General features: G+C 63.9%; 21 protein-coding genes. 18 read left to right on the plus strand and 3 right to left on the minus strand.

Annotated elements, in window-relative coordinates; all coding sequences use genetic code 11:
* The first annotated feature begins 5 nt into the window (after positions 1-5).
* The 6 genes from P3C39_RS03375 to P3C39_RS03400 all read left to right on the plus strand — a co-directional run bounded on the left by P3C39_RS03375 (position 6) and on the right by P3C39_RS03400 (position 5,623).
* On the plus strand, positions 6-1,067 hold the full coding sequence (locus P3C39_RS03375) for an ABC transporter substrate-binding protein (RefSeq protein ID WP_275952666.1): 1,062 nt from the start codon (positions 6-8) through the stop codon (positions 1,065-1,067).
* A gap of 64 nt (positions 1,068-1,131) precedes the next feature.
* The gene (locus tag P3C39_RS03380) at positions 1,132-1,995 is read left to right on the plus strand and encodes an ABC transporter permease (protein WP_013530806.1); all 864 of its coding nucleotides are present in this window, start codon (positions 1,132-1,134) and stop codon (positions 1,993-1,995) included.
* Positions 1,995-2,783 (plus strand): ABC transporter permease, encoded by a 789-nt coding sequence (locus tag P3C39_RS03385; RefSeq protein WP_013530807.1) that lies wholly within the window; start codon positions 1,995-1,997, stop codon positions 2,781-2,783. Before P3C39_RS03380 ends, P3C39_RS03385 begins: the two co-directional genes overlap by 1 nt.
* Positions 2,783-3,847 carry an ABC transporter ATP-binding protein gene (locus P3C39_RS03390; protein ID WP_063168549.1) on the plus strand — a complete coding sequence of 355 codons (1,065 nt, stop codon included), beginning with the start codon at positions 2,783-2,785 and terminating at the stop codon, positions 3,845-3,847. Before P3C39_RS03385 ends, P3C39_RS03390 begins: the two co-directional genes overlap by 1 nt.
* A 70-nt stretch (positions 3,848-3,917) precedes the next feature.
* A complete protein-coding gene (locus P3C39_RS03395) occupies positions 3,918-5,168 on the plus strand; it encodes an aconitase X (RefSeq protein WP_275952667.1) in 1,251 nt (416 codons plus the stop codon).
* Positions 5,165-5,623, plus strand: a complete 459-nt coding sequence (locus P3C39_RS03400) for a DUF126 domain-containing protein (protein ID WP_275952668.1) — start codon at positions 5,165-5,167, stop codon at positions 5,621-5,623. The genes P3C39_RS03395 and P3C39_RS03400 overlap by 4 nt, the downstream gene beginning before the upstream one ends.
* Here P3C39_RS03400 and P3C39_RS03405 read toward each other — a convergent pair.
* Together P3C39_RS03405 and P3C39_RS03410 are read right to left on the minus strand one after the other, a co-directional pair.
* On the minus strand, positions 5,584-6,669 hold the full coding sequence (locus tag P3C39_RS03405) for a siderophore-interacting protein (protein ID WP_275952669.1): 1,086 nt from the start codon (positions 6,667-6,669) through the stop codon (positions 5,584-5,586). The two genes, P3C39_RS03400 and P3C39_RS03405, sit on opposite strands and share 40 nt — an antisense overlap.
* A gap of 2 nt (positions 6,670-6,671) precedes the next feature.
* Positions 6,672-8,798 carry a TonB-dependent hemoglobin/transferrin/lactoferrin family receptor gene (locus P3C39_RS03410; RefSeq protein ID WP_275952670.1) on the minus strand — a complete coding sequence of 709 codons (2,127 nt, stop codon included), beginning with the start codon at positions 8,796-8,798 and terminating at the stop codon, positions 6,672-6,674.
* Positions 8,799-8,978: 180 nt separating this feature from the next.
* Between P3C39_RS03410 and P3C39_RS03415 the strand changes: the two genes are divergently transcribed.
* From P3C39_RS03415 to P3C39_RS03445, 7 genes are all read left to right on the plus strand, one after another.
* Positions 8,979-9,923, plus strand: a complete 945-nt coding sequence (locus P3C39_RS03415) for an ABC transporter substrate-binding protein (RefSeq protein ID WP_275952671.1) — start codon at positions 8,979-8,981, stop codon at positions 9,921-9,923.
* A gap of 280 nt (positions 9,924-10,203) precedes the next feature.
* Positions 10,204-10,800 carry a thioredoxin family protein gene (locus P3C39_RS03420; protein WP_024501572.1) on the plus strand — a complete coding sequence of 199 codons (597 nt, stop codon included), beginning with the start codon at positions 10,204-10,206 and terminating at the stop codon, positions 10,798-10,800.
* A gap of 31 nt (positions 10,801-10,831) precedes the next feature.
* Positions 10,832-12,457, plus strand: a complete 1,626-nt coding sequence (locus P3C39_RS03425; RefSeq protein WP_275952672.1) for an FAD-binding protein — start codon at positions 10,832-10,834, stop codon at positions 12,455-12,457.
* Positions 12,454-12,780 (plus strand): ferredoxin family protein, encoded by a 327-nt coding sequence (locus P3C39_RS03430; protein WP_013530816.1) that lies wholly within the window; start codon positions 12,454-12,456, stop codon positions 12,778-12,780. Before P3C39_RS03425 ends, P3C39_RS03430 begins: the two co-directional genes overlap by 4 nt.
* Positions 12,781-12,797: 17 nt before the next feature.
* Complete coding sequence (locus tag P3C39_RS03435) at positions 12,798-13,634, plus strand: ABC transporter ATP-binding protein (RefSeq protein ID WP_275952673.1); 837 nt, start codon at positions 12,798-12,800, stop codon at positions 13,632-13,634.
* Positions 13,635-13,646: 12 nt separating this feature from the next.
* Entirely contained in the window at positions 13,647-14,543 is an 897-nt protein-coding gene (locus P3C39_RS03440) for an ABC transporter permease (protein WP_024501569.1), read from the plus strand.
* A 36-nt stretch (positions 14,544-14,579) separates the two neighbouring features.
* Positions 14,580-15,599: an aliphatic sulfonate ABC transporter substrate-binding protein gene (locus tag P3C39_RS03445; RefSeq protein WP_127384738.1), complete on the plus strand. Its 1,020-nt coding sequence runs from the start codon at positions 14,580-14,582 to the stop codon at positions 15,597-15,599.
* Between the two features lie 57 nt (positions 15,600-15,656).
* Here the strand turns inward: P3C39_RS03445 and P3C39_RS03450 are convergent, their stop codons facing one another.
* Positions 15,657-16,685: a LacI family DNA-binding transcriptional regulator gene (locus P3C39_RS03450; protein WP_013530819.1), complete on the minus strand. Its 1,029-nt coding sequence runs from the start codon at positions 16,683-16,685 to the stop codon at positions 15,657-15,659.
* Between the two features lie 336 nt (positions 16,686-17,021).
* Here P3C39_RS03450 and P3C39_RS03455 point away from each other — a divergent pair, with 336 nt between their 5' ends.
* The 5 genes from P3C39_RS03455 (at position 17,022) to P3C39_RS03475 (ending at position 22,684) form a co-directional block, all read left to right on the plus strand.
* Positions 17,022-18,635, plus strand: coding sequence for an extracellular solute-binding protein (locus P3C39_RS03455; RefSeq protein WP_063168542.1), 1,614 nt, complete (start codon positions 17,022-17,024; stop codon positions 18,633-18,635).
* Positions 18,636-18,716: 81 nt separating this feature from the next.
* A complete protein-coding gene (locus tag P3C39_RS03460; protein WP_024501565.1) occupies positions 18,717-19,577 on the plus strand; it encodes a carbohydrate ABC transporter permease in 861 nt (286 codons plus the stop codon).
* Positions 19,574-20,533 carry a sugar ABC transporter permease gene (locus tag P3C39_RS03465; protein WP_013530822.1) on the plus strand — a complete coding sequence of 320 codons (960 nt, stop codon included), beginning with the start codon at positions 19,574-19,576 and terminating at the stop codon, positions 20,531-20,533. Before P3C39_RS03460 ends, P3C39_RS03465 begins: the two co-directional genes overlap by 4 nt.
* On the plus strand, positions 20,530-21,621 hold the full coding sequence (locus tag P3C39_RS03470; protein WP_063168540.1) for an ABC transporter ATP-binding protein: 1,092 nt from the start codon (positions 20,530-20,532) through the stop codon (positions 21,619-21,621). Before P3C39_RS03465 ends, P3C39_RS03470 begins: the two co-directional genes overlap by 4 nt.
* A gap of 1 nt (position 21,622) precedes the next feature.
* A complete protein-coding gene (locus P3C39_RS03475) occupies positions 21,623-22,684 on the plus strand; it encodes an ABC transporter ATP-binding protein (RefSeq protein WP_275952674.1) in 1,062 nt (353 codons plus the stop codon).
* The last annotated feature ends 26 nt before the right edge of the window (positions 22,685-22,710 follow it).

The raw sequence follows: 22,710 nt of genomic DNA on the forward strand, positions 1-22,710 counted from the left end.
CAACCATGCGCATGCCTGACTTGACTGCTCTGCTGACGGCGACTGCCGTCTTTACCTCCGCACTCGCGTTCGCCGCCAAGGCTGACGAAGTGCATGTGCTCAACTGGAAGGGATACGGCGCCGACGAACCATGGGCGGTGGAGGCTTTCGAAAAAGCGACCGGCAACAAGGTCGTCAACGACTTCTTCAATTCCGAACAGGAAATGCTGACCAAGATCCGGACCAATCCCGGTCTCTACGACGTGGTCATGATCAATGCCGCCTTCAACGACCAGGCGATGGACGGCAAACTGATCCAGCCGATCGACGTCTCCAAATTGCCGAACTACGCCGACATCAGCAAGGACAAGGCGGGATCGCCGATGCTCGTCCATGACGGCAAGGTCTATGGCGTGCCGTGGGTGTGGGGCCTCACCGCGCTCGCCATCAACGACAAATCCTTCGACAAGCCGCCGACGAGCATCGCCGAGATGTGGGATGCCGCCCATAAGGGCCGCGTCGTCATTCGCGACGATGCCGTCGAAGCGGTGCAGTTCGGCGCCATCGCAACGGGCCAGAACATCAACGACATCAAGGATATGGATGCGGTCAAGGCGAAGCTCACCTCGCTGATGCCGCAGATCAAGACCTTCTGGAGTTCAGAGAACGACTGGAACCAGATGGTCGCCTCCAACCAGATCGACATCGGCACCTACTGGAGCGGCTCGGCCGATCGCGCCAAGACGCATTTCAAATTGCCGGTCTCTCTGGTCGTGCCGCAGGAGGGTGCCGTCGCCTGGCTCGACGCGTTTTCCATTCCGGTCGGCGCCAAGAACGTCGCCGGCGCCGAGGCTTTCATCAACTACATGATCGACCCGAAATTCTACGTCGAATGGGTCACCAAGGTCGGTGCTCCTGTCTCCGCCAACACTAGGGCGGTGGAAGCGCTGCCCGAGGATGCCTTCAACCGCAAGGTCATGGGCGACCCCGAGGTGGCCAAACGCATCCAGTTCCAGGCGCCGATCACCGATGCCCAGCGCGAAGCCTATCTGGCGCTGTGGCAGCAGTTGAAGGTCGACGTGAAATAGAGCCAACATCCCGGCCAGCCGGCGGTTCGCGCCGGCTGGCGTTTCAATCCTGGGGGAGGGTATCATGGCAGCTGCGACAGCGTCGCGAAGCGGGCTGAGATCGGCACTGCCGCTGCTGGCGCCAGCCTATCTCTGGCTGACGGTGGCGATCTTCCTGCCGCTCTCGGCCATGGTCTTTTTCTCGTTCATGACCGAGCTGCCGCTGTCGGGAAAGCCGTGGACATTCACCCTTGGCAACTATGCCACCTTCTTCTCGCAAAGCCTCTATCTGACACTGCTGCTGGCCTCGCTGCGGCTTGGCCTCGAAGTGACGCTGTGGTGCGTCGTCATCGGCTATCCCGCCGCTTACGTGCTCGCCAAAGTGCTGAAGGGGCGCAGCCGCGAGGCGATCTTCCTGCTCGTCATCTTGCCGTTCTGGTCGAACGGGCTGGTGCGCATCTTTTCCTGGGCGATGGTTTTGCGCGAGGGCGGCATTCTCGACACCGCGCTCAACGCCGTGCTGCCGTTCAAGATCAACATCGACCTGATGTATTCCTATCCAGCCGTCATCATCGGGCTGGTGCATTCCTACGTGCCTTACATGGTACTGACCTGCTATCTCACGCTGCAGGCGATCGATGATTCCCTGATTGAGGCCGGGCGTTCGCTTGGCGCTTCACGGCTACAGGTGCTGAAGCGGGTGATCATCCCGCTGTCGATGCCCGGATTGGTCGCGGGTGCGGCCCTGATCTTCGTCCCCGTCGTCGGCTCGTTCATGGAGCCGCGCATCCTCGGCGGTCGCACCGGCACCTTCTACGGCACGGTCATCGAGGACCAGTTCGTCGCCGTGTTCAACTGGCCGCTCGGTGCCGCGCTTTCCTTCATCCTGCTGGCCGTGGTGCTGGTCATCCTGGCGGTGGCGTCGCCGGTGCTGCGGAGGGCCGCGTGATGGCGACGACCCGCGTCCTCGAATGGCTTGGCCGCTTCTACATCGGTCTGCTGCTCGCCTTCCTCTATCTGCCGATCATCATCATGGCGCTGATGTCGTTCAACGTCTCGCCCTTCTACCAATTGCCGTTCGAATGGACGACCGAATGGTACGCTTCGCTGTGGCAGAACGACCAGCTGATCGCCGCCACCTGGAACAGCGTCGAGATCGCCGTCATCACCACCGTCATTTGTGTCGTGCTCGGCTCGGCGGCATCGCTGGCGCTCTATCGCTATGAGTTTCGCGGCAAGAAATTCCTGCAGGCGCTGTTGTTTCCGCCGATCGCCATTCCGTGGCTGATCACCGGCACGGCGATGCTGATCTTCTTTTTCGGCGTCGGCATCGGTCGCGGGCTGCATGCGATCCTGCTTGGCCATGTCGCACTGGCGCTGCCCTATGTCATCGTCGTCGTCTCGGCCCGGCTGCAGACCTTCGCGCCGGAGCTGGAAGAGGCGGCACGCTCGCTCGGCGCCAACCAGTGGCAGGTAACGAGGCGCGTCACGCTGCCTTGGATCATGCCAGGCGTCATTGCCGGAGGGCTGTTTGCGTTTGCAGTGTCGTTCGACCAGTTCGTGGTGTCCTATTTCCTGGCGACACCTGGGCAGACGACGCTGCCGGTGGAAATCTACGCCGCGATCCGCAAAGGGTTCACGCCCGAGATCAATGCGGTCTCGACGATCATCATTGTCGTGTCGATGGCGCTGATGCTGCTCACGGCGCGGTTCTTCAAATTCGGCGGAGAGAAATAATGGCCGGCGTGCAGGTATCTGATGTCTCGCGCAGTTTCGGCGCACACAAGGCGCTGGACAATGTCTCCATCGATTTCGCCGATGGCGGATTCTATGCGCTGCTGGGGCCGTCGGGCAGCGGCAAGACCACGCTGCTGCGCCAGATTGCCGGTTTCGATTTTCCCGATTCGGGCCGCATCACCATCGGCGGCGAGAGCGTCGAGCGGGTGCCGGTCGAAAAGCGGCGCATCGGCATGGTGTTCCAGAACTATGCGCTGTTTCCCAATATGAGCGTCGCCGACAATGTCGCCTTCGGCCTGTCGGTGCGCGGCGAGGCCAAGGCGGTGATTGCAACGGAGGTGCAGCGCGCGCTCGATCTGGTGCAGCTCGGCAAGCTTGGTGGCCGCCGGCCGCACCAACTCTCCGGCGGGCAGCGGCAGCGTGTGGCTCTCGCCCGCGCTATCGTCACCAAGCCGCGCGTGCTGCTGCTCGACGAGCCGCTCGGCGCGCTCGACAAGGCGCTGCGCGTCGATATGCAGATCGAGCTCAAGCGCATCCAGCGCGAGATCGGCATCACCACCATCTTCGTCACGCACGACCAGGAAGAAGCGCTGACGATGAGCGACCGCATCGGCATATTGCGCGACGGCAGGCTGGTGCAGGAGGGGCCGCCGGAGGAGATCTATAACAGGCCGAAGAGCGAGTTCGCCGCCACCTTCCTCGGCGACGCCAACATTTTTCGCGGCGACAGCACGGGCGATGGCATCCGGCTGGCGGACGGAACGGCGATTGCCGCTGGTGTGGGTGCCAAGCTTGCCGCCGGCGCCAAGGCGAGCTGTGCCGTGCGGCCCGAACGCATCCGCATCGCCAGGGATGCCGGAGCACCGGATGGCAACGCCAACATGCTCAAGGGACAGGTTTCCAAGCGCATCTTCGCCGGCAGCAACAGCACCTATTTCGTCGAGCGTGCTGGTCAGACGTTGAAAGTGATTGTGCAGAATACCGGCATGGAACGGCTGGCAGAAGGTCAGGATGTCGTGCTGCGCTGGTCGCCTGAAAGCACGGTGTTGATCGCGGCGAACTGATCCTCACCGGGTCTTGCCAGACCGTCCGCAATCAGGGACAGCATAGACGGGCACGACCCGGAGCATACCGATGACCCTGGAACTGACTGCACGCGACCGATCCATGCTCGACGGCGAGCATGGCCTGTCAGCGGCTGCTGCCATGAAAATCCTGGTCGCCTTTTCCAACGCGATCGGCGCGGGCAGCCTGCTCGACATTGCCGGCGCCCATATCGACGGCTGTCTCTACCACGGCAAGGCCGGTCTCGACTTCGTCGAGCGGCTGGTCGAAGGCGGTGGCCGCGTGCAGGTGCCGACGACGCTCAATGTCGGTTCGTTCGATCTCATCCATCCCGGCATGGTGAAAATGCCGGCGGCGGAAGAGGTGCCGGCGCGCCGGCTGATGAAAGCGCATCTGGAGCTCGGCTGCCAGGCGACTTTCACTTGCGCGCCTTACCAGACGCGGTTCCGGCCAAGCTTTGGCCAACAGATCGCCTGGGGGGAATCCAACGCCATCGTCTTTGCCAATTCGGTGATCGGCGCGCGGACCAACCGCTATGGCGATTTCATCGATCTGTGCTGCGCCATGACCGGGCGCGCGCCGGCCTGGGGGCTGCATCTGAGCGAGAACCGGCGTGGTCGGATCCTGTTTGAGCTGGATGTTCCGGACAGCGAGCCGTGCGACAGCCTTTTCGTCGGCGTCGGGCTATTGATTGGGCAAGCGAGCGGCGACCGCGTTCCGGTGATTGCCGGCCTGCCGCGGCCGCGCGACGAGGACCAGCTGAAGGCGCTGGGGGCGGCGGCGGCAACGACCGGTGCTGTGGCGCTGTTCCATGCGGTCGGCATCACGCCGGAAGCAAGGACGCTCGATGAGGTATTCCAGGGTCATGCGCCTGACGAGACGATCCGCATTACCCGCGCCGATATCGACCATGGCCTGGCCAGGCTATCGAGCGTGCCGGATGGCGCGCCGCTGGCGGCCGTGTCGCTCGGCACGCCGCATTTTTCGCATGAGGAATGGATGCGACTGTTGCCGTTGCTGCGCGAGGCAGCACCGGGTAGGCGCATTCCGATCTATGTCAACACCGGCCGCGCGACGCTGACGCGATTGCAGGAGGAGGGCGCGCTGGCCGGTATGGAGGCGTTCGGCCTGATCCCGGTCGCCGATACCTGCACCTATGTCACATCGATCCTGGAACGTCTCGACGGCGTGGTGATGACCAATTCCGGCAAATGGGCGCACTATGCACCCGGCAATATCGGTGTGTCCGTCGCCTTCGCCGAGATGCGGGATTGCATCCGCTCTGCTGCGGCCGGGCATGTTGTGCGGAGCGCGTCATGACGCGACCGGTGGAACGAACCGGCACTTTCCAGCTGGCCGGTGACGCTGAGGGTCAGGCGCTGGTGTTTTCGCAACCGCTCAGCTTCTGGGGCGGTATCGATGCCGAGACCGGCGAGATAACAGACCATTCGCACCCCGGCCTCGGCCGAAATGTCGCCGGCAGGATTTTGGCCATGCCGAGCGGGCGCGGCTCGTCGTCTTCATCCTCGGTCCTGGCCGAGGCGATCCGCAGGGGCACGGCGCCGGCCGGTATTCTTCTGGAGCGGCCGGACCCGATCCTGGCGGTCGGTGCCATCGTTGCCGAATTTCTTTATGACATCCGCATGCCGCTGGTGGTGTGCGATATTTCGAACCTTGTCTCCGGTGATCAAATTGATATCGGCATCGGCAAAGACGGCGGGCCGATCATCAGAGTTCACCCCGCCATCAATCCGGCAGAGCCACGCCGCCAATAGGCCGCCGCCAGCGTTTGATCGCGACCAAGCCCCAGCGTGTCGCGCCAACATTCGCGCACGATCTTGGCGGCAGCGGCTTCCGCCGCGAACCAGCCGAAGGCCGAACCGTCCTGCGGCCACGCCACCGAGCGGACAGCCTCGGCCAGCAGTCTGTCCTCGCCCGCCGCCACGCCATCCCGTGTCAGCCAATGCACCTCGATGCCCGTGCCATTGTTGATCGCTTGTCTTTCACCATCATTGGCGATCTCGACGAAGGCGACGCCTTTTGTCCCGGCCGGTAGCGTCTCCAGCAGCCGAGCCAGCGCCGGCAAGCCGGTTTCGTCGGCGCCCATGACGTACCATTCTGCCTGCCGCACCGGACGGCCGACCGGGCCCATGATGCCAACCTTCATGCTGGGCGCGGCCTGCATGGCCCAGGCGGAGCCGACGCTCTCGCCGGGATGGATCAGGAAGTCGACATCGATGATGCCCTTTTCCACGTCGAGCGCGCGGATGGTGTAGACGCGCGCCACCGGGCGCCGGTCGTCGGTGGGCCAGACCGGTAAGCCATTGCCGCCCAGCACCGGCCACAGCGGATCGGGGACGTCCCTGGTCGGAAACAGCATGCGGATATGCATGCCGCCGAACTTGGCGAAGCGCGAGAGGTTCTCGCCGGTCAGACGAATGCGGCGCATATTCTGAGTGAGGTCGCGAACATCGGTCACCACCATCTCGCGGAACTGGGCGAGGCTGGTTTCGCCTGAGAGATCGCCGGTCCAGACGATCTCGGGGTTTTCCTCCTTGGCGTAGACCTGTACGGCTGTGGCGAGCAGGTCCTTGATACGGGCGAGCCCGTCGCGGTCGGCAGCATTGGCCCGCATCACCAGCCGCTCCATGTCGAACGAGGCGCCGCCGAAGGCAAAGCGGAAATCGATGCGCTGTCCCTGATGCGAAGCATCGGCCTCGAAGCTCCGCAGCCTGTCGGAGATGCTGTCCATGTAGTCCGGCAGACGCCGCAGGTTGAGCCGTGCCTCGCAGGCCAGTTCACGCACCGATGCTTCGTTCATTGTCAGCCTCCGATCCTGCCGGTGAGGGCCACCTTGAAGGTGCGGCCCTTGCCCTGTTCTGTTGCCGCCGAGGTCGACCATGCGCTTTGCGGATCGGTGTAGGCGGTGTTGAAGATGTTATCGACGCCGAAATCGAGCTTGAGGTTGTCGTTGACGCGCCAGTTGGCGAAGACATTGACCAGATCGAAACCGTCATCGACGACCGGCACGGCGTTGGGATTGGTGCGGCTGGTGCGGGTGATCTTGCCGACGCTGAGATATTGCGCGCCGACGGTGAGCTGGTCCTCCAGCATGCGGAAGCCGATCGTGGCCGAGAAGCGGTCGAGCGGCGTGTTGTTCAACGCCTGGCCGGAATAGACGCCGCTGACGACCTTGGCATCGATCAGCGCGCCGGAGAAGTTCACGAAACCCCAGCCATAATCATAAACCATCTCGGCCTCTACGCCCTTCAGGCGTGCGTCGCCGATGTTGATTGCCGTGCGCGGCAGCACGGTGAGGTCGACGTCGATGTAGTCCTCGACGTCAGTGTGGAAAACGTTGACCTTGGCGCGCAGCCGATCACCCGCCGTCAGCACATCGTCATATTTCACGTTGACGCCGGCCTCCCAGTTCTTCGCCGTCTCGGGCTGCAGCAGAAGATTGGGCCGATATGTATCACCGCCGCCATGCGCGCCGCCGCCACGGAAGACATCCTGCAGACCCGGCGCCCGGTAGCCTTCGGAATAGGTGCCATAGAGCTGGAAGCCATCGAATGGCGTGACGCCGACGGTGAGGCGCGGCGACCAACGATCGCCGGAGATCGAGGCTTCCTGCGGTGACGGGATGCGCGTCTCGCCATCGAGCTGGTAGCCGTCATAGCGCATCGCCGCGATGACCTGCAGCCAGTCCCCGTAATCGCCCTGCCACTGCAGGAAGCCGCCATAGCCCTGCTGTTGGCCAGCGCCGAAATGCGCCGCTTCCGAGGAGGCCTCGAGATAGTAGTAGTCGAGTCCGTAGGTCAGCGTATGTGCTAGTCCCCAGACGTCGAACCGCGAGGAGTTCTTCACATTGAAACCTGTCGTGGCCACGTCGTAGAAGCGGAAATTGCCGATCGCCGAGGTCGGCCAGACCTGAGTCTGCTCGGCGCGGGTGCGGTTGTGATAGGCATTGGCGCTGAAGTCGATCAGCGCGTTGTCGTCGGGCTTCCAGGTGTAAGCGGCGGTGTAGGTCTGGTTGGTGGTGTCGGTGTCATAGCGGCTCAGGGTCGGCGAGGTCGAGCCGCTCGATCCGGTGATCTGGTCGTTGTAGCGCTGCAGGATGGCGCCGAGCTTCAGCTCATGGCCATCGGCCGGCCGCAACGTCGCCTTCAGATAGCCGCTGGTCACCCGCTCGCCGGCCCATGGCACGGTGTCGCCATTGCCATCGGTGTAGCTGTCGCGGTCGCGGTAGATGAGGTTGCCGATGATATCGGCATCGTCGCTGAAGCGGTAGGCACCGGTGGTGCTGGTGGTGAAGCCGTCGCCATTGTCCTCGTAGCCGAGCTTCTCGCTCAGCGCCCAGCGCTCATCCTTCTTGAGGAAATCGCCGGCATCCTTGGTCTCGAAGGAGACGACGCCGCCGATGCCGCCGGAACCATAGGCATTCGAGACCGGACCGCGAATGACGGTGGCTTCCTTGATCAGGTCGGGTTCGACATAGAACGAGCCAGAGCCATGACCGACGCGCCAGTAGTCCTGGCGGGCGCCGTCGAGGGTGACGACGACGCGGCCATATTGCTCCAGGCCGCGGATGTTGATGGCGGTTGCGGGATCGTCGCCATTCATCGAGGCAGCGACGCCCGGTGTGGTGCGGAAGATGTCGGCGGCTGTGTCGGGCTGGATGCGGTCGAGTTCGTCCTGATCGACGGCGCTGATGGCGGCCATCGATTCGATCACCGCCGTTTTGATCATCGTTGCCGAGATGGTGATCACGTCGAGCATCGTCGCCGGCTGGTTCTGCGCGACACTGGCCGGCGCCAGGCGGCCGGTCTTGGCGGCGGCCTTTTTCTCCCGGTCCTGTTCCTGCGCGCTGGCAAGAGGCACGGCGCAGAGGCCGAGCACGAAGGCGAGCGCCGTGCTCGCCATCAATGTCGTGTTTGTTGTCGTTGTCATGCAGCCCCCAAGCAAAAGCAAAACTGCTGGCGGTGGCTGAGCGGCCTTGGCTGGCATTATTGAAAATCCCTCGACCAGGCAGGTCAGGGCACGGGTCACATATTAAAACATGATGACATAAGTCAACTTTAAATTTATAGCCGACCATCCTCGAAAAGCATCTGGCACGGGAACAGCGGCATGGTCGGCAGTTTAGGCGAAGGCAAGACGATCCACTGGTCGCAACCGGGCAGGATCGCGGCGGTGCTGCTTCTGGCAATGTCGGTGCTGGCGCCTTCCTGCGGCTTCAAGGCGCTGGCCGCCGAGACCGTTGTCGATGCGCTGGGGCGAACCGTCGTGCCGGGCGCGGCGACCCGGATCGTGACGCTCGGTTCCGACGTCACCGAGATCGTCCACGCGCTGGGCGCCGGCGGGCGAATCGTCGCTATCGATCGCGGCAGCAAATATCCGCCTGAAGTCGCGCAAAAACCCAATGTCGGCTACCGCCGCCAGCTTTCGGTCGAGGGGCTGGCCAGCCTGCGTCCCGACCTGATCCTGGCCGCAGAAGACAGCGGGCCTCCTGAAGCGGTCGAGGTGCTGAAGTCGCTGGCAATCCCGATCGTCTTGGTCCCGCAGGACAACAGCCCGCAAGGCATCGAGCACAAGATCACGTTGATCGCCGCCAGCCTTGGGCTCGAGGACAAGGGCAAGGCGGTTTCCGCCGAGGTGCTCACCGCCTTTCAGGCTGCCGCGGATCTGGCGTCGCAAATTCCGCCGGAGCGGCGCAAGAAGGTGGTGTTCTTCCATGGCCTGGTACGTCTGAGCGCTGCCGGCGCGGGTACTTCTGCCGACGCCATCATCCGCTATGCCGGCGGCCTCAACCCTATGGACATCGTACAGGGCTACAAGGCGGCGTCGGAGGAAAAACTGATCGAGATGGCGCCTGACGTCATCCTGATGATGAGCGACGGCAAGGGCGGGCCGACGGCCGATCTGGTGTTCGGCAACCGCGCGCTGGCGGCAACGCCGGCGGCGGCCAACAAGGCGCTGGTCGTGCTCGACGGCGCCTACATGATCGGCTTCGGCCCGCGCACATCGGATGCGATCCGCGACCTGGCGAAAGCGCTCTATCCGGAAGGGGAATGACGTCGCGAAAATCGCAAGACGGTTCGGCTGGGCAGTACAATTTCGTCGCCGAACCCCGTTGCGCTTCATAAATGCTGTCCGTCCGGATTTCTCCGGATCGGCTTCCGCCCGAACAAACTTGGCGGCTCGGCCTGAAACATTGGCACGATATTCTAAGCCGCGCGGTTGACCGTGAATGCGCTCTCCAGCCTATAATTATACTAAATTCATAGACTAACTGCGAACGCTCGGAGCGCTCGCATCTTGGCCTGTGAAAATGGTTGCACAAGGGAGCGCATCGATGCCGAAAACAGAGTCCAATCCGGTCGACCTCGGCACCAGGGCCGCCGACTTCCTGCTGCCCGACGCGCAAGGTGTGCTGCACCGCCTTGCCGATTTCGACGCCAAGCCGGCCTTGCTCGTCGCTTTCATCTCCAACCGCTGCCCGTTCGTCGTGCTGATCCGCGAGCAGCTTGCCGCTTTCGCCAGGGATTATGCGGGCAAGGGGCTGCAGGTGGTGGCGATCAACGCCAACGACCACGAGGCGCATCCGGAGGAGAGGCTCGCCCATATCGGCGAGGAGGCCGAAAAATTCGGCTATTCCTTCCCCTATCTCAAGGATGCGTCGCAGCAGACGGCGAAAGCCTATGGCGCGGCTTGCACGCCCGACTTCTTCCTGTTCGGCACTGACCGGCGGCTCGCCTATCACGGCCAGTTCGACGATGCGCGGCCGGGCAACGGCAAGCCGGTGACGGGTGCCGATCTGCGCGCGGCGGTCGATACGGTGCTGGAGGGCGGCAGGCCCACTGCCAGCCAGGCGCCGTCGATCGGCTGCAACATCAAGTGGAGCGCGGGCAACGAGCCGGTGTGGTCTTCCAGCGCGGCCCGCGCGGCCTAGCGCCTGCTTCGACTTTATTCGCCAGGTCTCCATGCCCAAGCCGCAAAAATCCGCTTCCGACAGCTTGCTGCTCCAGGCCGACGTGCTGGTGCTGGGCGGCGGTCCGTCGGCAGCTTGGGCAGCAGTCGCCGCGGCCGAGGCCGGCGCCAAGGTGGTGCTGGCCGACAAGGGCTATCTCGGCACCAGCGGCGCCACCGCGCCGTCCAACACCGGCACCTGGTGCGTGCCGCCGGGCGACAACAGGCATGCCGTGGTCGAGCGACGCTGGCAGCGCACCGGCGAACTCGCCGACCCGCGCTGGATGCTGCGCTGCGTTGACACCGCCTACCGCAACCTGCTCAGGCTTTCCGAATGGGGCTATCCCTTCCCGAGCGAGGATGACGGCCGGCTCTACATCGCCAATCTGCGCGGCCCGGACTACATGCGCTTCATGCGTCGCCGCGTGCTTTTGGCCGGCGTCACCGTCCTCGACCATCATCCCGCGCTCGAACTTTTGTCGGACGGCGAGGCCATCGTCGGCGCCGCCGGTGTTGCCAGGCAGATCGGCCAGGATTGGCGCGTCGACGCCAACGCGGTGGTGCTGGCGACCGGTGGCTGCGCTTTCCGCGAGCGCATCCTCGGCGCGACCGGGCTGACCGGCGACGGCTATCTGATGGCGGCGGAGGCCGGCGCCAGCCTGTCGGGCATGGAGTTCACCGGCAAATACACGCTGGCGCCCTACGGCTCCTCGTTGAACAAGGGGCTGCCGTTCCGCTGGGCGTCGTTCCATCGCGAAGATGGCTCACCGATCGTCGGGCCGACCGGCGAGCCGTTGCGCAACGGCATCGGCGACCGCGAGGAGGAAGTGGCGCGCGCGCTGATCGACGGCCCGGTCTACGCGCGGCTCGATCAGGCCGAACCAGCGCTGCAGGGCTGGCTGCGCCAGGGCCAGCCGAATTGCTTCGTGCCCTATGACCGCGCCGGCATCGACCCTTTCAGCGAGCTGTTCCGCATCACCCTGCGCGCCGAAGGCACGGTGCGCGGCACGGGCGGCATAGACATCGTCTCCGACGATTGCGCCACCGGCGTACCCGGCCTCTATGTCGCCGGCGACGCGGCCAGCCGCGAGATCATGACCGGTGCGGTGTCGGGCGGCGGCGCCGTCAATTCGTCCTGGGCGCTGGCCAGCGGCTGGTGGGCGGGCAAGGGCGCTTCGACCCATGCCAAGCGCCGGACCGGCAAGGCATTCCGCACTGAGGTGCAGTCGCTTGGCCAGGCTGGATTACGTCCTGCATCATCGCCGCGCGTCGACATCTCGGCAGGCGAAGTCATCGAGGCGGTGCGCAGTGAGGTGACGCCGCTCGACAAGAATTTCTTCCGCACCGGCGAAGGCCTGGAGAAAAGCGGCGAGCGGCTGGAGAGTGTCTGGCGCGACGTGCGCGACCATCTGCAAGGCGACGGGCTGGATAGGGTCCGTACCCGAGAGGCAGCTTCGATCGCCGCCGCCGGGCGCTGGTCCGTGGCCGCAGCGCTGCACCGCACCGAGAGCCGCGGTATGCATCGCCGCACCGATTTGCCGGGCAAGAGCCCGGCCTTCGCGCACCGGCTGGTCATCACCGGTGTGGATGCGTTCCGCATCGCAGGCGAGCCTGAGCGGCTGGCGGAGCTGGCGTCATGATCGAGATCGTCTCGGCCACGCGCTGCGTCGAATGCGACATCTGCGTCAAGGTGTGCCCGGCCAACGTCTTCGACGCGACCGAGAGCGGCGTGCCGGTGATCGCCCGCCAGGAGGACTGCCAGACCTGCTTCCTGTGCGAGATCTACTGCCCGACCGACGCGCTCTATGTGGCCGAGTTCGCCGAAGGGCCGACCGGCATCACGGAAGCTCAGGCCGACGCCCGACAGCTGTTTGGCTCCTATGCCCGCGCGCTCGGCTGGAAGCGCGGCAAGGCCGGCGGCTCGGAATTCGACCCGACGCACCGCATCCGCGTGGCGCAGTGAACCGATCGGAGACAGATATGGACCGTATCGTCGTCAGCGACATCAGCAAGACCTTCCAGCTCAAGCCGGGGCAGTTCGTCACCGTCGATGGCGAGGCGACCGACCGCGTCACCGTGCTCGATGGCGTTGACCTCTCGATCCGCAAGGGCGAGTTCATCACGCTGGTCGGCCCCAGCGGCTCGGGCAAGTCGGTGCTGCTCGACATCATTGGCGGGCTGACGCAGGCGACCGGCGGCGACGTCAAGCTCGATGGCCGGCGCATCACCAGGCCCGACCCGAAGACCGGCTATGTCTTCCAGCAATATGCGCTGTTTCCCTGGCGCACGGCGCTCGCCAACATCGAATATGCGCTGGAAGTGCGCGGCGTGGCCAAGGCTGAGCGCACGGCGACGGCCCACCATCTGTTGTCGCTGTTCGGCCTTGCGGGCTTCGAGGACCGTTTTCCCAACCAGCTGTCCGGCGGCATGCAGCAGCGTGTGGCGATCGCGCGTGCGCTGGCCAGCAACCCGGAAGTGTTGCTGATGGATGAGCCGTTCGCGGCGCTCGACCAGCAGACGCGCGAGCTTCTGCAAGGCGAGCTGCTGCGGATCTGGGGCAAGATCAACACGACTGTCATTTTCGTCACCCACTCGATCGACGAGGCGATCTTCCTCGCCGACCGGGTGGTGGTGATGACGGCGCGGCCGGGCGCGGTGAAGGAGATCATCGATATCGACCTGCCACGGCCGCGCGACGGCGACATCCGCGCCAGCGCCGAATTCAATCTATATCGCGCTCGCGTCTGGGACGTGCTGCGCGACGAGGTCAACAAGGCGCAGAAGGACTGGACTCTGTCGCCAGCCTTCAGTCACTGAGGAACTGGACCCATGGCCTATCTGACCGAGAAGTTTGGCTCCGCTGGAGCGCTCCACCTGTTTGCCGGCGCTGGCGAAACGGTAGCCGCCGCCAGGGTCCCCGCCATCAAGGCCAACGCCAAGATCCGGAGCAAGAAAGCGAGCCGCGGCACATTCCTCTATGGCTTGCCGCTGCTCGGCCTGTTCTTCCTGCTGTGGGAGATCGCGCCCCGGCTCGGCTGGCTGAACCGGATCTTCTTTCCGCCGCTGAGCGAGGTGCTGGTCGCCTGGTGGGCGCTGCTCGCCTCGGGCGTGCTGATCGAGCATATCGGCATAAGCCTGCAGCGCGCTGCGATCGGCTTCGCACTCGGCGTAGTGGTCGCCATCCCGCTCGGTCTCTTGATGGGGCGCTATTCGCTGTTCGAGAAGGTTTCCGACCTTTTGGTGCAGACGCTGCGCAACACCTCGCAATTCGCGCTTCTGCCGGTGTTCATCCTGCTGCTCGGCATCGGCGAGGAATCGAAGGTCGCGATCACCTTCTACTCCTCGGTTTTCTTTCTCCTCGTCAACACGATCAGCGGCGTCAAGTCGGTCGATCCGCTGCTCATCAAGGCGGCGCGCTCGATGGGCACGTCCGACTTCGACCTGTTCCGGAAAGTCATCCTGCCGGCCAGCATTCCCTCGATCGTCGCCGGCGCTCGGCTGGCGGTGAAATCCTCGCTGTTCGCGGTCATCGGCGCCGAGATGCTGGCGGCCAAATCCGGCCTCGGTTTCCTCATCCAGAATTCGCAGCTGATGATGGAAACGGCCGACATGTATGCCGGCATCCTGACGCTCACCGTCATCGGCCTGACCGTCAATTACCTGCTCGTCTGGTTCGAGCGCTGGGCAACAGCCTGGAAGGGCCAGTCCGAGACCTCGCTCATTTAAGCGGCCCCATTCATTCCAAACAGGAAGGATTTTCCCATGCCCAACATTCCATTCGACGCAATTCGCCGGCTGCTGCTGAAGGGCGCCATTGCCGTCGTCATCGGCCTCGGTGGCATGCCTGCCTTCGCACAGGACAAGCCTGACATCATCCGCATCGGCAGCACGGCGCCGGGGCACCTCAAATTCGTCCTCGCCCAGAAGGACGGCTGGTGGGACAAGGAATTCGCCAAGGACGGCATCAAGGTCGAACTGGTGACCTTCAACGGCGGCTCGGAAGCCACGACGGCATTGGCGACCGGCGCCATCGAGTTCACCTATACCGGCAACAATCCGGCGCTGCGCGTTGCTGCGTCCGGCGCCGACGTCAAGCTGATCGGCCTGTCGAGCTACGTGAAGGCCGGCGGTTCCTACATCGTCGTCAAAACCGACTCGCCGTTGAAGACGCTGCAGGATCTCAGGGGCAAGAAGGTCGCCTATCTCACCGGAACGGTACGGCATTCGAACTTCAGCAAGGCACTGAACAGCGTCGGCCTGACCACCAATGACGTCGAAGGTCTGAACCTGCCTTTCGAGGCATCCGGCCCGGCGCTGCTGCGCGGCGATATCGACGCCATTGTCGAGACGGATTCGACGGCGGCCAAGCTGGTCGACACCGGCGAGGCGCGGGTGCTGTTCGACACCAGCACCCATCCGGAATGGAACGTGCCGAACGTCATCTCGGTCAACGGCGCCTTCGCGGCGAAATATCCCGATCTGGTCAAGCGGCTGCTGAAGATCGACATCGAGATTTCGCGTTGGGCCGACGCTCATCCGGACGAGACGATCAAGACGTTTGTGGAGGCGACCAAGTCGTCGGAAAAATCCGTCCGCAAGACCTATGCCGACGGGGTGTTCCACCAGGATCCGAAACTCACCGACGACGCGATCGCCGCCTTGCAGGGCGAGGAGAAATTCATGGCCAGCGCCGGGCTCCTGAAGGGCTCGATCGACTACGGCAAATGGGTCGACAAGAGCTTTGTCGATGGCGCCGCGGCTGAAGTCGCTGCCGTCCAATAGACTGGAAGCATCGAGCGGGGCGGGCGCTTTACCGCGCTGCCCCGCTCGTCTGGTCCGTCAAATCTCAGGGATGTTCTCCTTGAAGATCACCTGCAGCCTTGGCTGGTGCAGTTCATAGGGCAATCCGCGGACCGCATGGGTCAAAGTGTTGAGCGCTTCGCGGGCCTCGACGCGCGGGTTCTGGTCGATGACCGCGTCGAGCGTGCCGTCGAGCAGAAGGTCCTTGGTGCCGTCCGTCACCTCGTGGCCGAGGAAGACCATGGACTGGGCGCGGCCGTGCTCCTTGAGCGCGCGGGCGATGCCGGTGTTGCCGGCGCCGACATTGTAGATCGCGGCAAGGTCGGGGTGCCGCTCCAGCAGGGCCGATGCCTCCGAATAGGCCTTCTCGCGGTCGTCGAGCATTTCGCGCATCTCGACGATCTGCAGGTTGGGTGATTCCTCGGTCAGGACGTGGCGGAACCCCATCTCGCGTTCTTCGTGGCCGCGATAGGACAGCGAGCCGGCGAACAGCGCCACCTTGCCCGGATGCCCCGATCCCATGAAGCGGTTGAGCAGATAGCCGGCCAGCCGCCCGGCGGCGCGGTTGTCGATGCCGATATAGGCGACCCTGGGCACATGCAGGATGTCGGAGGCGATGGTCACCACCTTGATATCGTTGGCCGACAGGGATCGGATCGCTTCGCGCACCGTCGGATGGTCGAGCGCTATAACGCCGACGCCTTGCGTCTGTCCGCGCAGGTCCTGCAGCAGGCGGGCGAGCCGGTCAGGATTGAAGCCCTCGATGGTGGCGATATGGACATCGAGGTCGGGCCGCGCCAGAGCCTGTGCCTCGATGTGCCGGTGCAGCATCTTGATGAAGGAATTGGTGCCGGCCGGCAGCGCGAAGTCGAGCCGGATGACCTCGCCGGGCGCAGGCCGTGGCGGCGCGCCGTTCGGGCCTTCGGCGATGTAGCCGAGGCGCTGCGCCATTTCGAGCACGATTTCGCGCGTGCGCGCCCGCACGCCGGGTCGGTTGTTGAGCACGCGGTCGACGGTGGCGGCCGAGACGCCGGCTTCCCGGGCTATGTCAGTCAGGGTGGAACGCACCGTCTTTCATCTCCTGCATGCGTCAGATCGGCTGGTGACGGCTTCCCCGCCATCGGCGATTCTGATGGGAAATGATGTATCCGCCCTTAGCCCATGCGCAAGCCGCCGCGCTAAATCAAATGGTCCGGCAGGGCTGCGCAGGGCCGGGAAGGGTCGTGTGCCCTCAAATTGAAGCACCCGGCATGATGCATGGATCCCGTTTTTGTGCATTTCCTTGCCCTATTGCGATGTTGTGAGGTGTTTTGATTATTTATGATGTTGACAGCCTTGCCATGCTGCCGTCAATATCCCTCATAAGGGCCGTGGAGGAAACGTGGCCCTGAGGGAGGAGTTTCAATGTCTGACTTGATCCGCATCTCGCGGCGCCGGCTGCTGGCATCCGGAGGAAAGGCGGCTGTGATCATGGCCGCCGCTGGTATCGCACCCCAATTCATTCGTCCCGGCCGCGCCTATGCGGCCGACGCGCTGGCGCCAGGCATGATCGGCGGCCCGACGGGCTTCGATGGAGCCGAGCGCTACCAGTATGGCGCCGACACGCCGGAAGGCCGCGCCATCGAGGCGGCCAAGGCGCTGAAGGGCGCCGGCAAGGCGCCCGCCAAGATCGTGCTCGGCCTGTCCGACGGCTCGATCGGCCAGCTCACGCAGCCGTTCCCGGCCGGTGCGCCGTCGATCAAGGAGCTGTGGGAAAAGGAAACCGGCATCGCGATCGAAATCGTCGGTTTGCCGAACGGCCAGGAATTCACCAAGACGATGCAGGACATCTCTACCAAGGGTGGGGCCTACGACATCTATTCGACCGAATGGAATCGCCTCGGCGACCTCGCCGAAACCGGCGGCATCGCCAAGCTCGATGACTTTGTCGCGCAGCACAAGCCCGAATGGGACGATCCCGTCAGCGGCTATGTCAACGGCGCCAAGGGCGTGTCGCTGCTCAACAAATACCGCGGCTCCAACTATGGCGTGTCGCTGGACGGCGACTTCCAGACCTGGGTCTACCGCACCGATTTGTTCGGCGACGAAGCCGAGAAGAAGGCCTTCAAGGACAAATACGGCTACGATCTGGCGCCGCCGAAGACCTGGAAGCAGCATGGCGACATCGCCGCCTTCTTCCAGCGACCGGACAAGGGCCTGTTCGGCTCGACCGACCTGCGCAACCAGGGTTGGGGCTATACCAATTGGTACCAGCGCTATGTCTCGATGGCTTCGCCCAACCAATTCCTGTTTGGCGATGACGGCAAGCCGATGATCAATTCCGAGCAAGGCATCGCCGCCACCAACGAATATGTCGCTTCGCTCGCACATCATTCGCCGGATGCGATCTCGTGGGGCTGGCCGGAGCAATACGGCAACTTCGCCAAGGGTGGTGCGGCGATGACCTGCGCCTTCTCCAACCTGCCGAAATTCCTCGACAATGCCGGCAACAAGGATTCGGCCGTCACCGGCAAGATCGGCTCGATGCTGCCGCCAGGCCGCGAGATCGACGGCAAGCTGATCAGCCGTTCCGTGCTGTGGTTCTCGCTGACCGGCATGGTTTCGTCGCAGTCGAAGAACCAGGAGGTTGCCTATCTCCTGCTGCAATGGCTGGGCTCGGCCCGTATCTACGCCTGGATGAGTGCCAATCCCGGCGGTTATCTGGACCCGTTCCGGCTTTCGGACTTCTCCGATCCGCTGGTGCGCCAGACCTATCATGCCTACCACATGGACGTCGTGCGCGAGACGGTGGCGCGCACCGTGCCGACCATCAACTATCCCGGCGCGACAGCCTTCCACAATGCGCTCGACGAGAACCTCATGGCGGCGCTGACCAAGGCCAAGACATCCGAGCAGGCGATGGCCGATACCGAGGCGGAGTGGAAGAAGATCGTGCGGCGCACCGGCGAGGACAAACTGCTCGAAGCCATCAAGACCAACAAGGAGGCCTGGCCGACAGTTCTCGACCCGATCGTCTGATCCATCTCCCTGGATCACATCGAAGGAGGGGAGGAGCTTGCTTTTCCCCTCCGCCCACAACGCCACCAGCAAAGCCGCCAGATGAAGCGTTCCGTTCCTTTCCTGATATTCCGCTATGCCGCGATCTTCGCGGCCATGGCGGTGACGCTGGTGCCGATCCTGTGGATGGTATCGATGGCGTTCAAGCCGATCGCCGAATGGTCGGCGACCGGCGCCGACCTGACCTGGTGGCCGAAGAACCCGACGCTCAGCAATTTTCGTTTCGTCTTCGGCGAGTCGACCAACAATTTGATCGTCGCGCTCGACCGTACCGCGCTGAAGCCGATCCTCGCATCGCTGCTGTCGGCGGTTTTCGGCACGGTGATCGCCATGTCGGCGGGCACTGCCGCGGCTTATGGGCTCTCGCGTTTCGGCTCCGGCCAGAACCTGCCGCTGGCGCTGATCCAACTCAGGATCTTTCCGCCGATGGCGGTCATGATCCCGGTGATGATCATGTGGGCTTTCCTCAACTTCACCGACAGCTGGTGGGGCCTGGCGCTGATCTACGGCATCGTCACCTTGCCGTTCGCCTTCTGGCTGATGAAGACCTTCTTCGACGACATGCCGCGCGAGATCGAGGAGGCGGCGCTTGTCGAGGGCTGTTCGCGGTTGCGCGTCTTCACCCGCATCACGCTGCCGATGATGCGCGCGCCGCTGGCCAGTGCCGCGCTCTTCGTCTTCATCCTCAACTGGTCGGACTATCTGATCGCGCTGCTTCTGACGACGCGCGAATGGGTGACCATCCCGGTCTACATGGCCTCGCTATCCTCCTCGATGACCGGGCAGCTCTATGGCGCCAAGGCGGCGCTTGGCCTGATCGCGGCCGTGCCGCCGGTCATCATGGGCATCGCCATCCAACGCCATCTGGTGCGCGGGTTGACGTTCGGGGCGCTCAAGCAATGAGCGCGGTGACTGTCATGACTTCCAAGGATGAGGTGAAAGCCGTCGGAGCAAAGCCGGTTTCGCGCGATGAGGGCGCAAGGCTGGGTTTCCGGCTGACATTGCCTGCGCAGATCCTGGTGCTGTTCATCTCGGCCTTCCCGCTGTTGATGCAGCTCTACATCAGCGTCACCGACTGGTCGCCCCTGTCGGGCACCGGCTGGTGGAACGCCTGGTCGATGTGGAACAGCTTTGCCAACTACACCGATCTCGCCGCCGACGCGCGCTTCTGGAGCGCGCTGAAGCGTACGGCCATCGTCATGATCGTCTGCGTGCCGGCGGAATTCCTGCTTGGGCTGGCGCTGGCGACACTGTTTGCCGACGATTTCCCGGGCAAGCGCGTCTTCTATTCGATCCTGCTGATGCCGATGATGGTGGTGCCTGCCGTGGCCGGCTACATGTTCTTCATGCTGTTCCAGTCGGGCGGCCCGGTGAACGACATCTTGTCGGCGCTCACCGGATCTCCCGTCACCATCGCCTGGCTGTCGGATCCGACTCTGGCGCTGATTGCGGTGATGGTCGCCGACATCTGGCAATGGACGCCGCTGATGTTCCTTATCCTGCTTGCCGGCCTGGTCGGCGTGCCGGAGGACCAGATCAAGGCGGCGACGCTGCTCGGCGCCAATCCGTGGCAGCGCTTCGTCACCATCGTGCTGCCGAAGATGAAGACGATCATCATCATCGCGTTGGCGATCCGGGTGATCGAGAACTTCAAGATCTTCGACACGCTCTACATCATGACCGGCGGCGGTCCAGGCGTCGCTACCGAAACCATCTCGGTCTACATCTACAAGCTCACCACGCAGGACCTGATCTGGGGCTATGTGGCGGCGATCGCGCTGGCCATTTTGGTCGTGCTGTCGATCGTCGCGGTGTTTGCCATGAAGCGCATGGCGCGTGCACGCGAGGTTCCGGCATGAGCGCCATCCACCTGCAAAACCTGGTCAAGAAATTCGGCGACTTCACCGCGCTGAAGACCATGGACCTGGCAATATCAGATGGCGAGTTCATGGCGCTGCTCGGCCCGTCGGGCTGCGGCAAGTCGACGACGATGAACATGATCGCCGGCATGGAAGAACCGACCGGCGGCAAGATCCTGTTTGGCGAGCGCGACATGGCCGGCGTGCCGATGGGCCGGCGTGGCGTCGGCTTCGTGTTCCAGAACTACGCCATCTTCACGCATATGACAGTGCGCCAGAACCTTGCCTATGGACCAAAAATGCGAGGGGCTGCCAAAGCCGAGATCGATCGCCGTGTCGGCGCCATCGCCGAGATGCTGCAGCTTTCGCCGCTGCTCGACCGCAAGGCCGACAGGCTGTCGGTCAACATATTGCAACGGGTGGCGATCGGCCGCTCGGCGATCATGGAGCCGGCGATCTTCCTGCTCGACGAGCCGCTCTCCAATGTCGACGCCGCTTTCCGGGCCGTCATGCGCACCGAACTGAAGCAGCTGCAGCGGCAGTTCCGCCAGACCATGGTGTATGTCACCCACGATCAGCTCGAGGCGATGACCATGGCCGACCGCATCGCGGTCATGGATCATGGGGTTTTGCAGCAGGTCGGCACGCCGCTCGAGGTCTACAACGATCCAGCCAATGTCTTCGTCGCCCGCTTTATCGGTGCGCCGGGCATGAACCTGCTCAAGGGCAGGCCGGCGGAGAGCGACCGCGGACTGGTCGTCGATCTCGGACCGTTGGGCGTCACGCCGCCGCTGCCGGGCGAACTCGCAGCGGCCATGCGTGGTGCACGCGGCGAGGTGCTTTACGGATTCCGGCCTGAACAGGCGACGTTGGTGCAGAATGGGCAGGGCCTCGCAATGCCGGTGACCTTTGTCGAACGGATCGGTGCGCGCACCATCGTTCATCTCGGCCAGGGCGAGGCGGCTGTGAAAACGGTGTTCGACAATGATGTCGGGCTGGCTATCGGCGACACCGCTGTCATCGCTCCTACTACGTCGTCGGTGCGCGTCTTCGACGCCGCTACCGGCCTTGCGATGAAGGCAGGTTGAGATGGCCGATATCGTCTTCCGTAATGTGACCAAACGCTACGGCAATACACTCGCCGTCGACGACGCCTCGTTCACCGTCAACGACAATGAGTTCTTCTGCTTCTTCGGTCCGCCGCTGTCGGGCAAGTCGACCATCCTGCGCCTGGTGCTCGGGTTGGAGACACCTGACACCGGCGAAATCCTGATCGGAGGCAGGCCGGTCAACGCGATGTCGCCGGCCGAGCGCAACGTGGCGATGGTGTTCCAGAACCTGGCGCTGTTTCCGCATATGAGCGCGCTCGAAAATGTCCGCTTTCCCCTGGTCGAACGCGGGGTCGCCGAGGCCGAGATCGAGCGGCGGGTCACCGACGTCGCGGCGAAGCTGCATATCGGCCCTATCCTGCACAAGCCGCCGGGACAGCTTTCGGGCGGGGAGCGGCAGCGCGTGGCGATCGCCCGGGCTCTGGTGCGCGATCCCAATGCCTATCTGATGGACGATCCGATCTCGGCGCTCGACGCCAGGCTGCGCGAAGAAACGCGCGTCGAGCTGAAGCGCATCCAGCGCGAACTCGGCAAGACGCTGATCTACGTCACGCACGACCAGGAAGAAGCGATGTCGGTCGCCGACCGCATCGCCATCCTGGAGGACGGCAAGATCAGGCAGATCGGTACGCCGGCAGAGATTTACGACCGCCCGGCCAGCACCTATGTGGCAAGGCTGCTTGGTTCGCCGATGATGAACATCCTCAGATCGGCGCGCGGCGATGGCGGTGTCGAAGCGGCTGAAGGCACGATCCGCATCGACGACAAGACAGCGCCCGCCGACGCCGTGGAGATCGGGCTGAGGCCGGAGGACATCAAGGTCAGACCGTGGGCGGATGGGGGCCCGGGCCGCCCGGCGCGAGTGTTCGAGGTCGAGCCGCTTGGCGGCTACACCGTGGTGACGCTCGCTGCCGGGCAGGCGCGACTGAAGGCGTTGCTGCGCGGCCAGCCCGACATCCGGCCGGATGCCATGGTGGCGATATCCTGCGAGCCGGCCAGAGTGCATTATTTCGAACAGAGCGGCGGGGCGTTGGCACGATGACGGCCGCCGCAAGGAAAGAGTTTCGG

The sequence above is a fragment of the Mesorhizobium sp. XAP4 genome, assembly GCF_029269325.1.
Taxonomy (GTDB): Bacteria; Pseudomonadota; Alphaproteobacteria; order Rhizobiales; family Rhizobiaceae; genus Mesorhizobium; species Mesorhizobium ciceri.

Excerpts from the sequence above, each read along its gene's own strand:
- P3C39_RS03375 (WP_275952666.1), top strand. The coding sequence starts at position 6 with ATGCGCATGCCTGACTTGACTGCTCTGCTGACGGCGACTGCCGTCTTT.
- P3C39_RS03380 (WP_013530806.1), top strand. The coding sequence starts at position 1,132 with ATGGCAGCTGCGACAGCGTCGCGAAGCGGGCTGAGATCGGCACTGCCG.
- P3C39_RS03385 (WP_013530807.1), top strand. The coding sequence starts at position 1,995 with ATGGCGACGACCCGCGTCCTCGAATGGCTTGGCCGCTTCTACATCGGT.
- P3C39_RS03390 (WP_063168549.1), top strand. The coding sequence starts at position 2,783 with ATGGCCGGCGTGCAGGTATCTGATGTCTCGCGCAGTTTCGGCGCACAC.
- P3C39_RS03395 (WP_275952667.1), top strand. The coding sequence starts at position 3,918 with ATGACCCTGGAACTGACTGCACGCGACCGATCCATGCTCGACGGCGAG.
- P3C39_RS03400 (WP_275952668.1), top strand. The coding sequence starts at position 5,165 with ATGACGCGACCGGTGGAACGAACCGGCACTTTCCAGCTGGCCGGTGAC.
- P3C39_RS03405 (WP_275952669.1), bottom strand. The coding sequence starts at position 6,669 with ATGAACGAAGCATCGGTGCGTGAACTGGCCTGCGAGGCACGGCTCAAC.
- P3C39_RS03410 (WP_275952670.1), bottom strand. The coding sequence starts at position 8,798 with ATGACAACGACAACAAACACGACATTGATGGCGAGCACGGCGCTCGCC.
- P3C39_RS03415 (WP_275952671.1), top strand. The coding sequence starts at position 8,979 with ATGGTCGGCAGTTTAGGCGAAGGCAAGACGATCCACTGGTCGCAACCG.
- P3C39_RS03420 (WP_024501572.1), top strand. The coding sequence starts at position 10,204 with ATGCCGAAAACAGAGTCCAATCCGGTCGACCTCGGCACCAGGGCCGCC.
- P3C39_RS03425 (WP_275952672.1), top strand. The coding sequence starts at position 10,832 with ATGCCCAAGCCGCAAAAATCCGCTTCCGACAGCTTGCTGCTCCAGGCC.
- P3C39_RS03430 (WP_013530816.1), top strand. The coding sequence starts at position 12,454 with ATGATCGAGATCGTCTCGGCCACGCGCTGCGTCGAATGCGACATCTGC.
- P3C39_RS03435 (WP_275952673.1), top strand. The coding sequence starts at position 12,798 with ATGGACCGTATCGTCGTCAGCGACATCAGCAAGACCTTCCAGCTCAAG.
- P3C39_RS03440 (WP_024501569.1), top strand. The coding sequence starts at position 13,647 with ATGGCCTATCTGACCGAGAAGTTTGGCTCCGCTGGAGCGCTCCACCTG.
- P3C39_RS03445 (WP_127384738.1), top strand. The coding sequence starts at position 14,580 with ATGCCCAACATTCCATTCGACGCAATTCGCCGGCTGCTGCTGAAGGGC.
- P3C39_RS03455 (WP_063168542.1), top strand. The coding sequence starts at position 17,022 with ATGTCTGACTTGATCCGCATCTCGCGGCGCCGGCTGCTGGCATCCGGA.
- P3C39_RS03460 (WP_024501565.1), top strand. The coding sequence starts at position 18,717 with ATGAAGCGTTCCGTTCCTTTCCTGATATTCCGCTATGCCGCGATCTTC.
- P3C39_RS03465 (WP_013530822.1), top strand. The coding sequence starts at position 19,574 with ATGAGCGCGGTGACTGTCATGACTTCCAAGGATGAGGTGAAAGCCGTC.
- P3C39_RS03470 (WP_063168540.1), top strand. The coding sequence starts at position 20,530 with ATGAGCGCCATCCACCTGCAAAACCTGGTCAAGAAATTCGGCGACTTC.
- P3C39_RS03475 (WP_275952674.1), top strand. The coding sequence starts at position 21,623 with ATGGCCGATATCGTCTTCCGTAATGTGACCAAACGCTACGGCAATACA.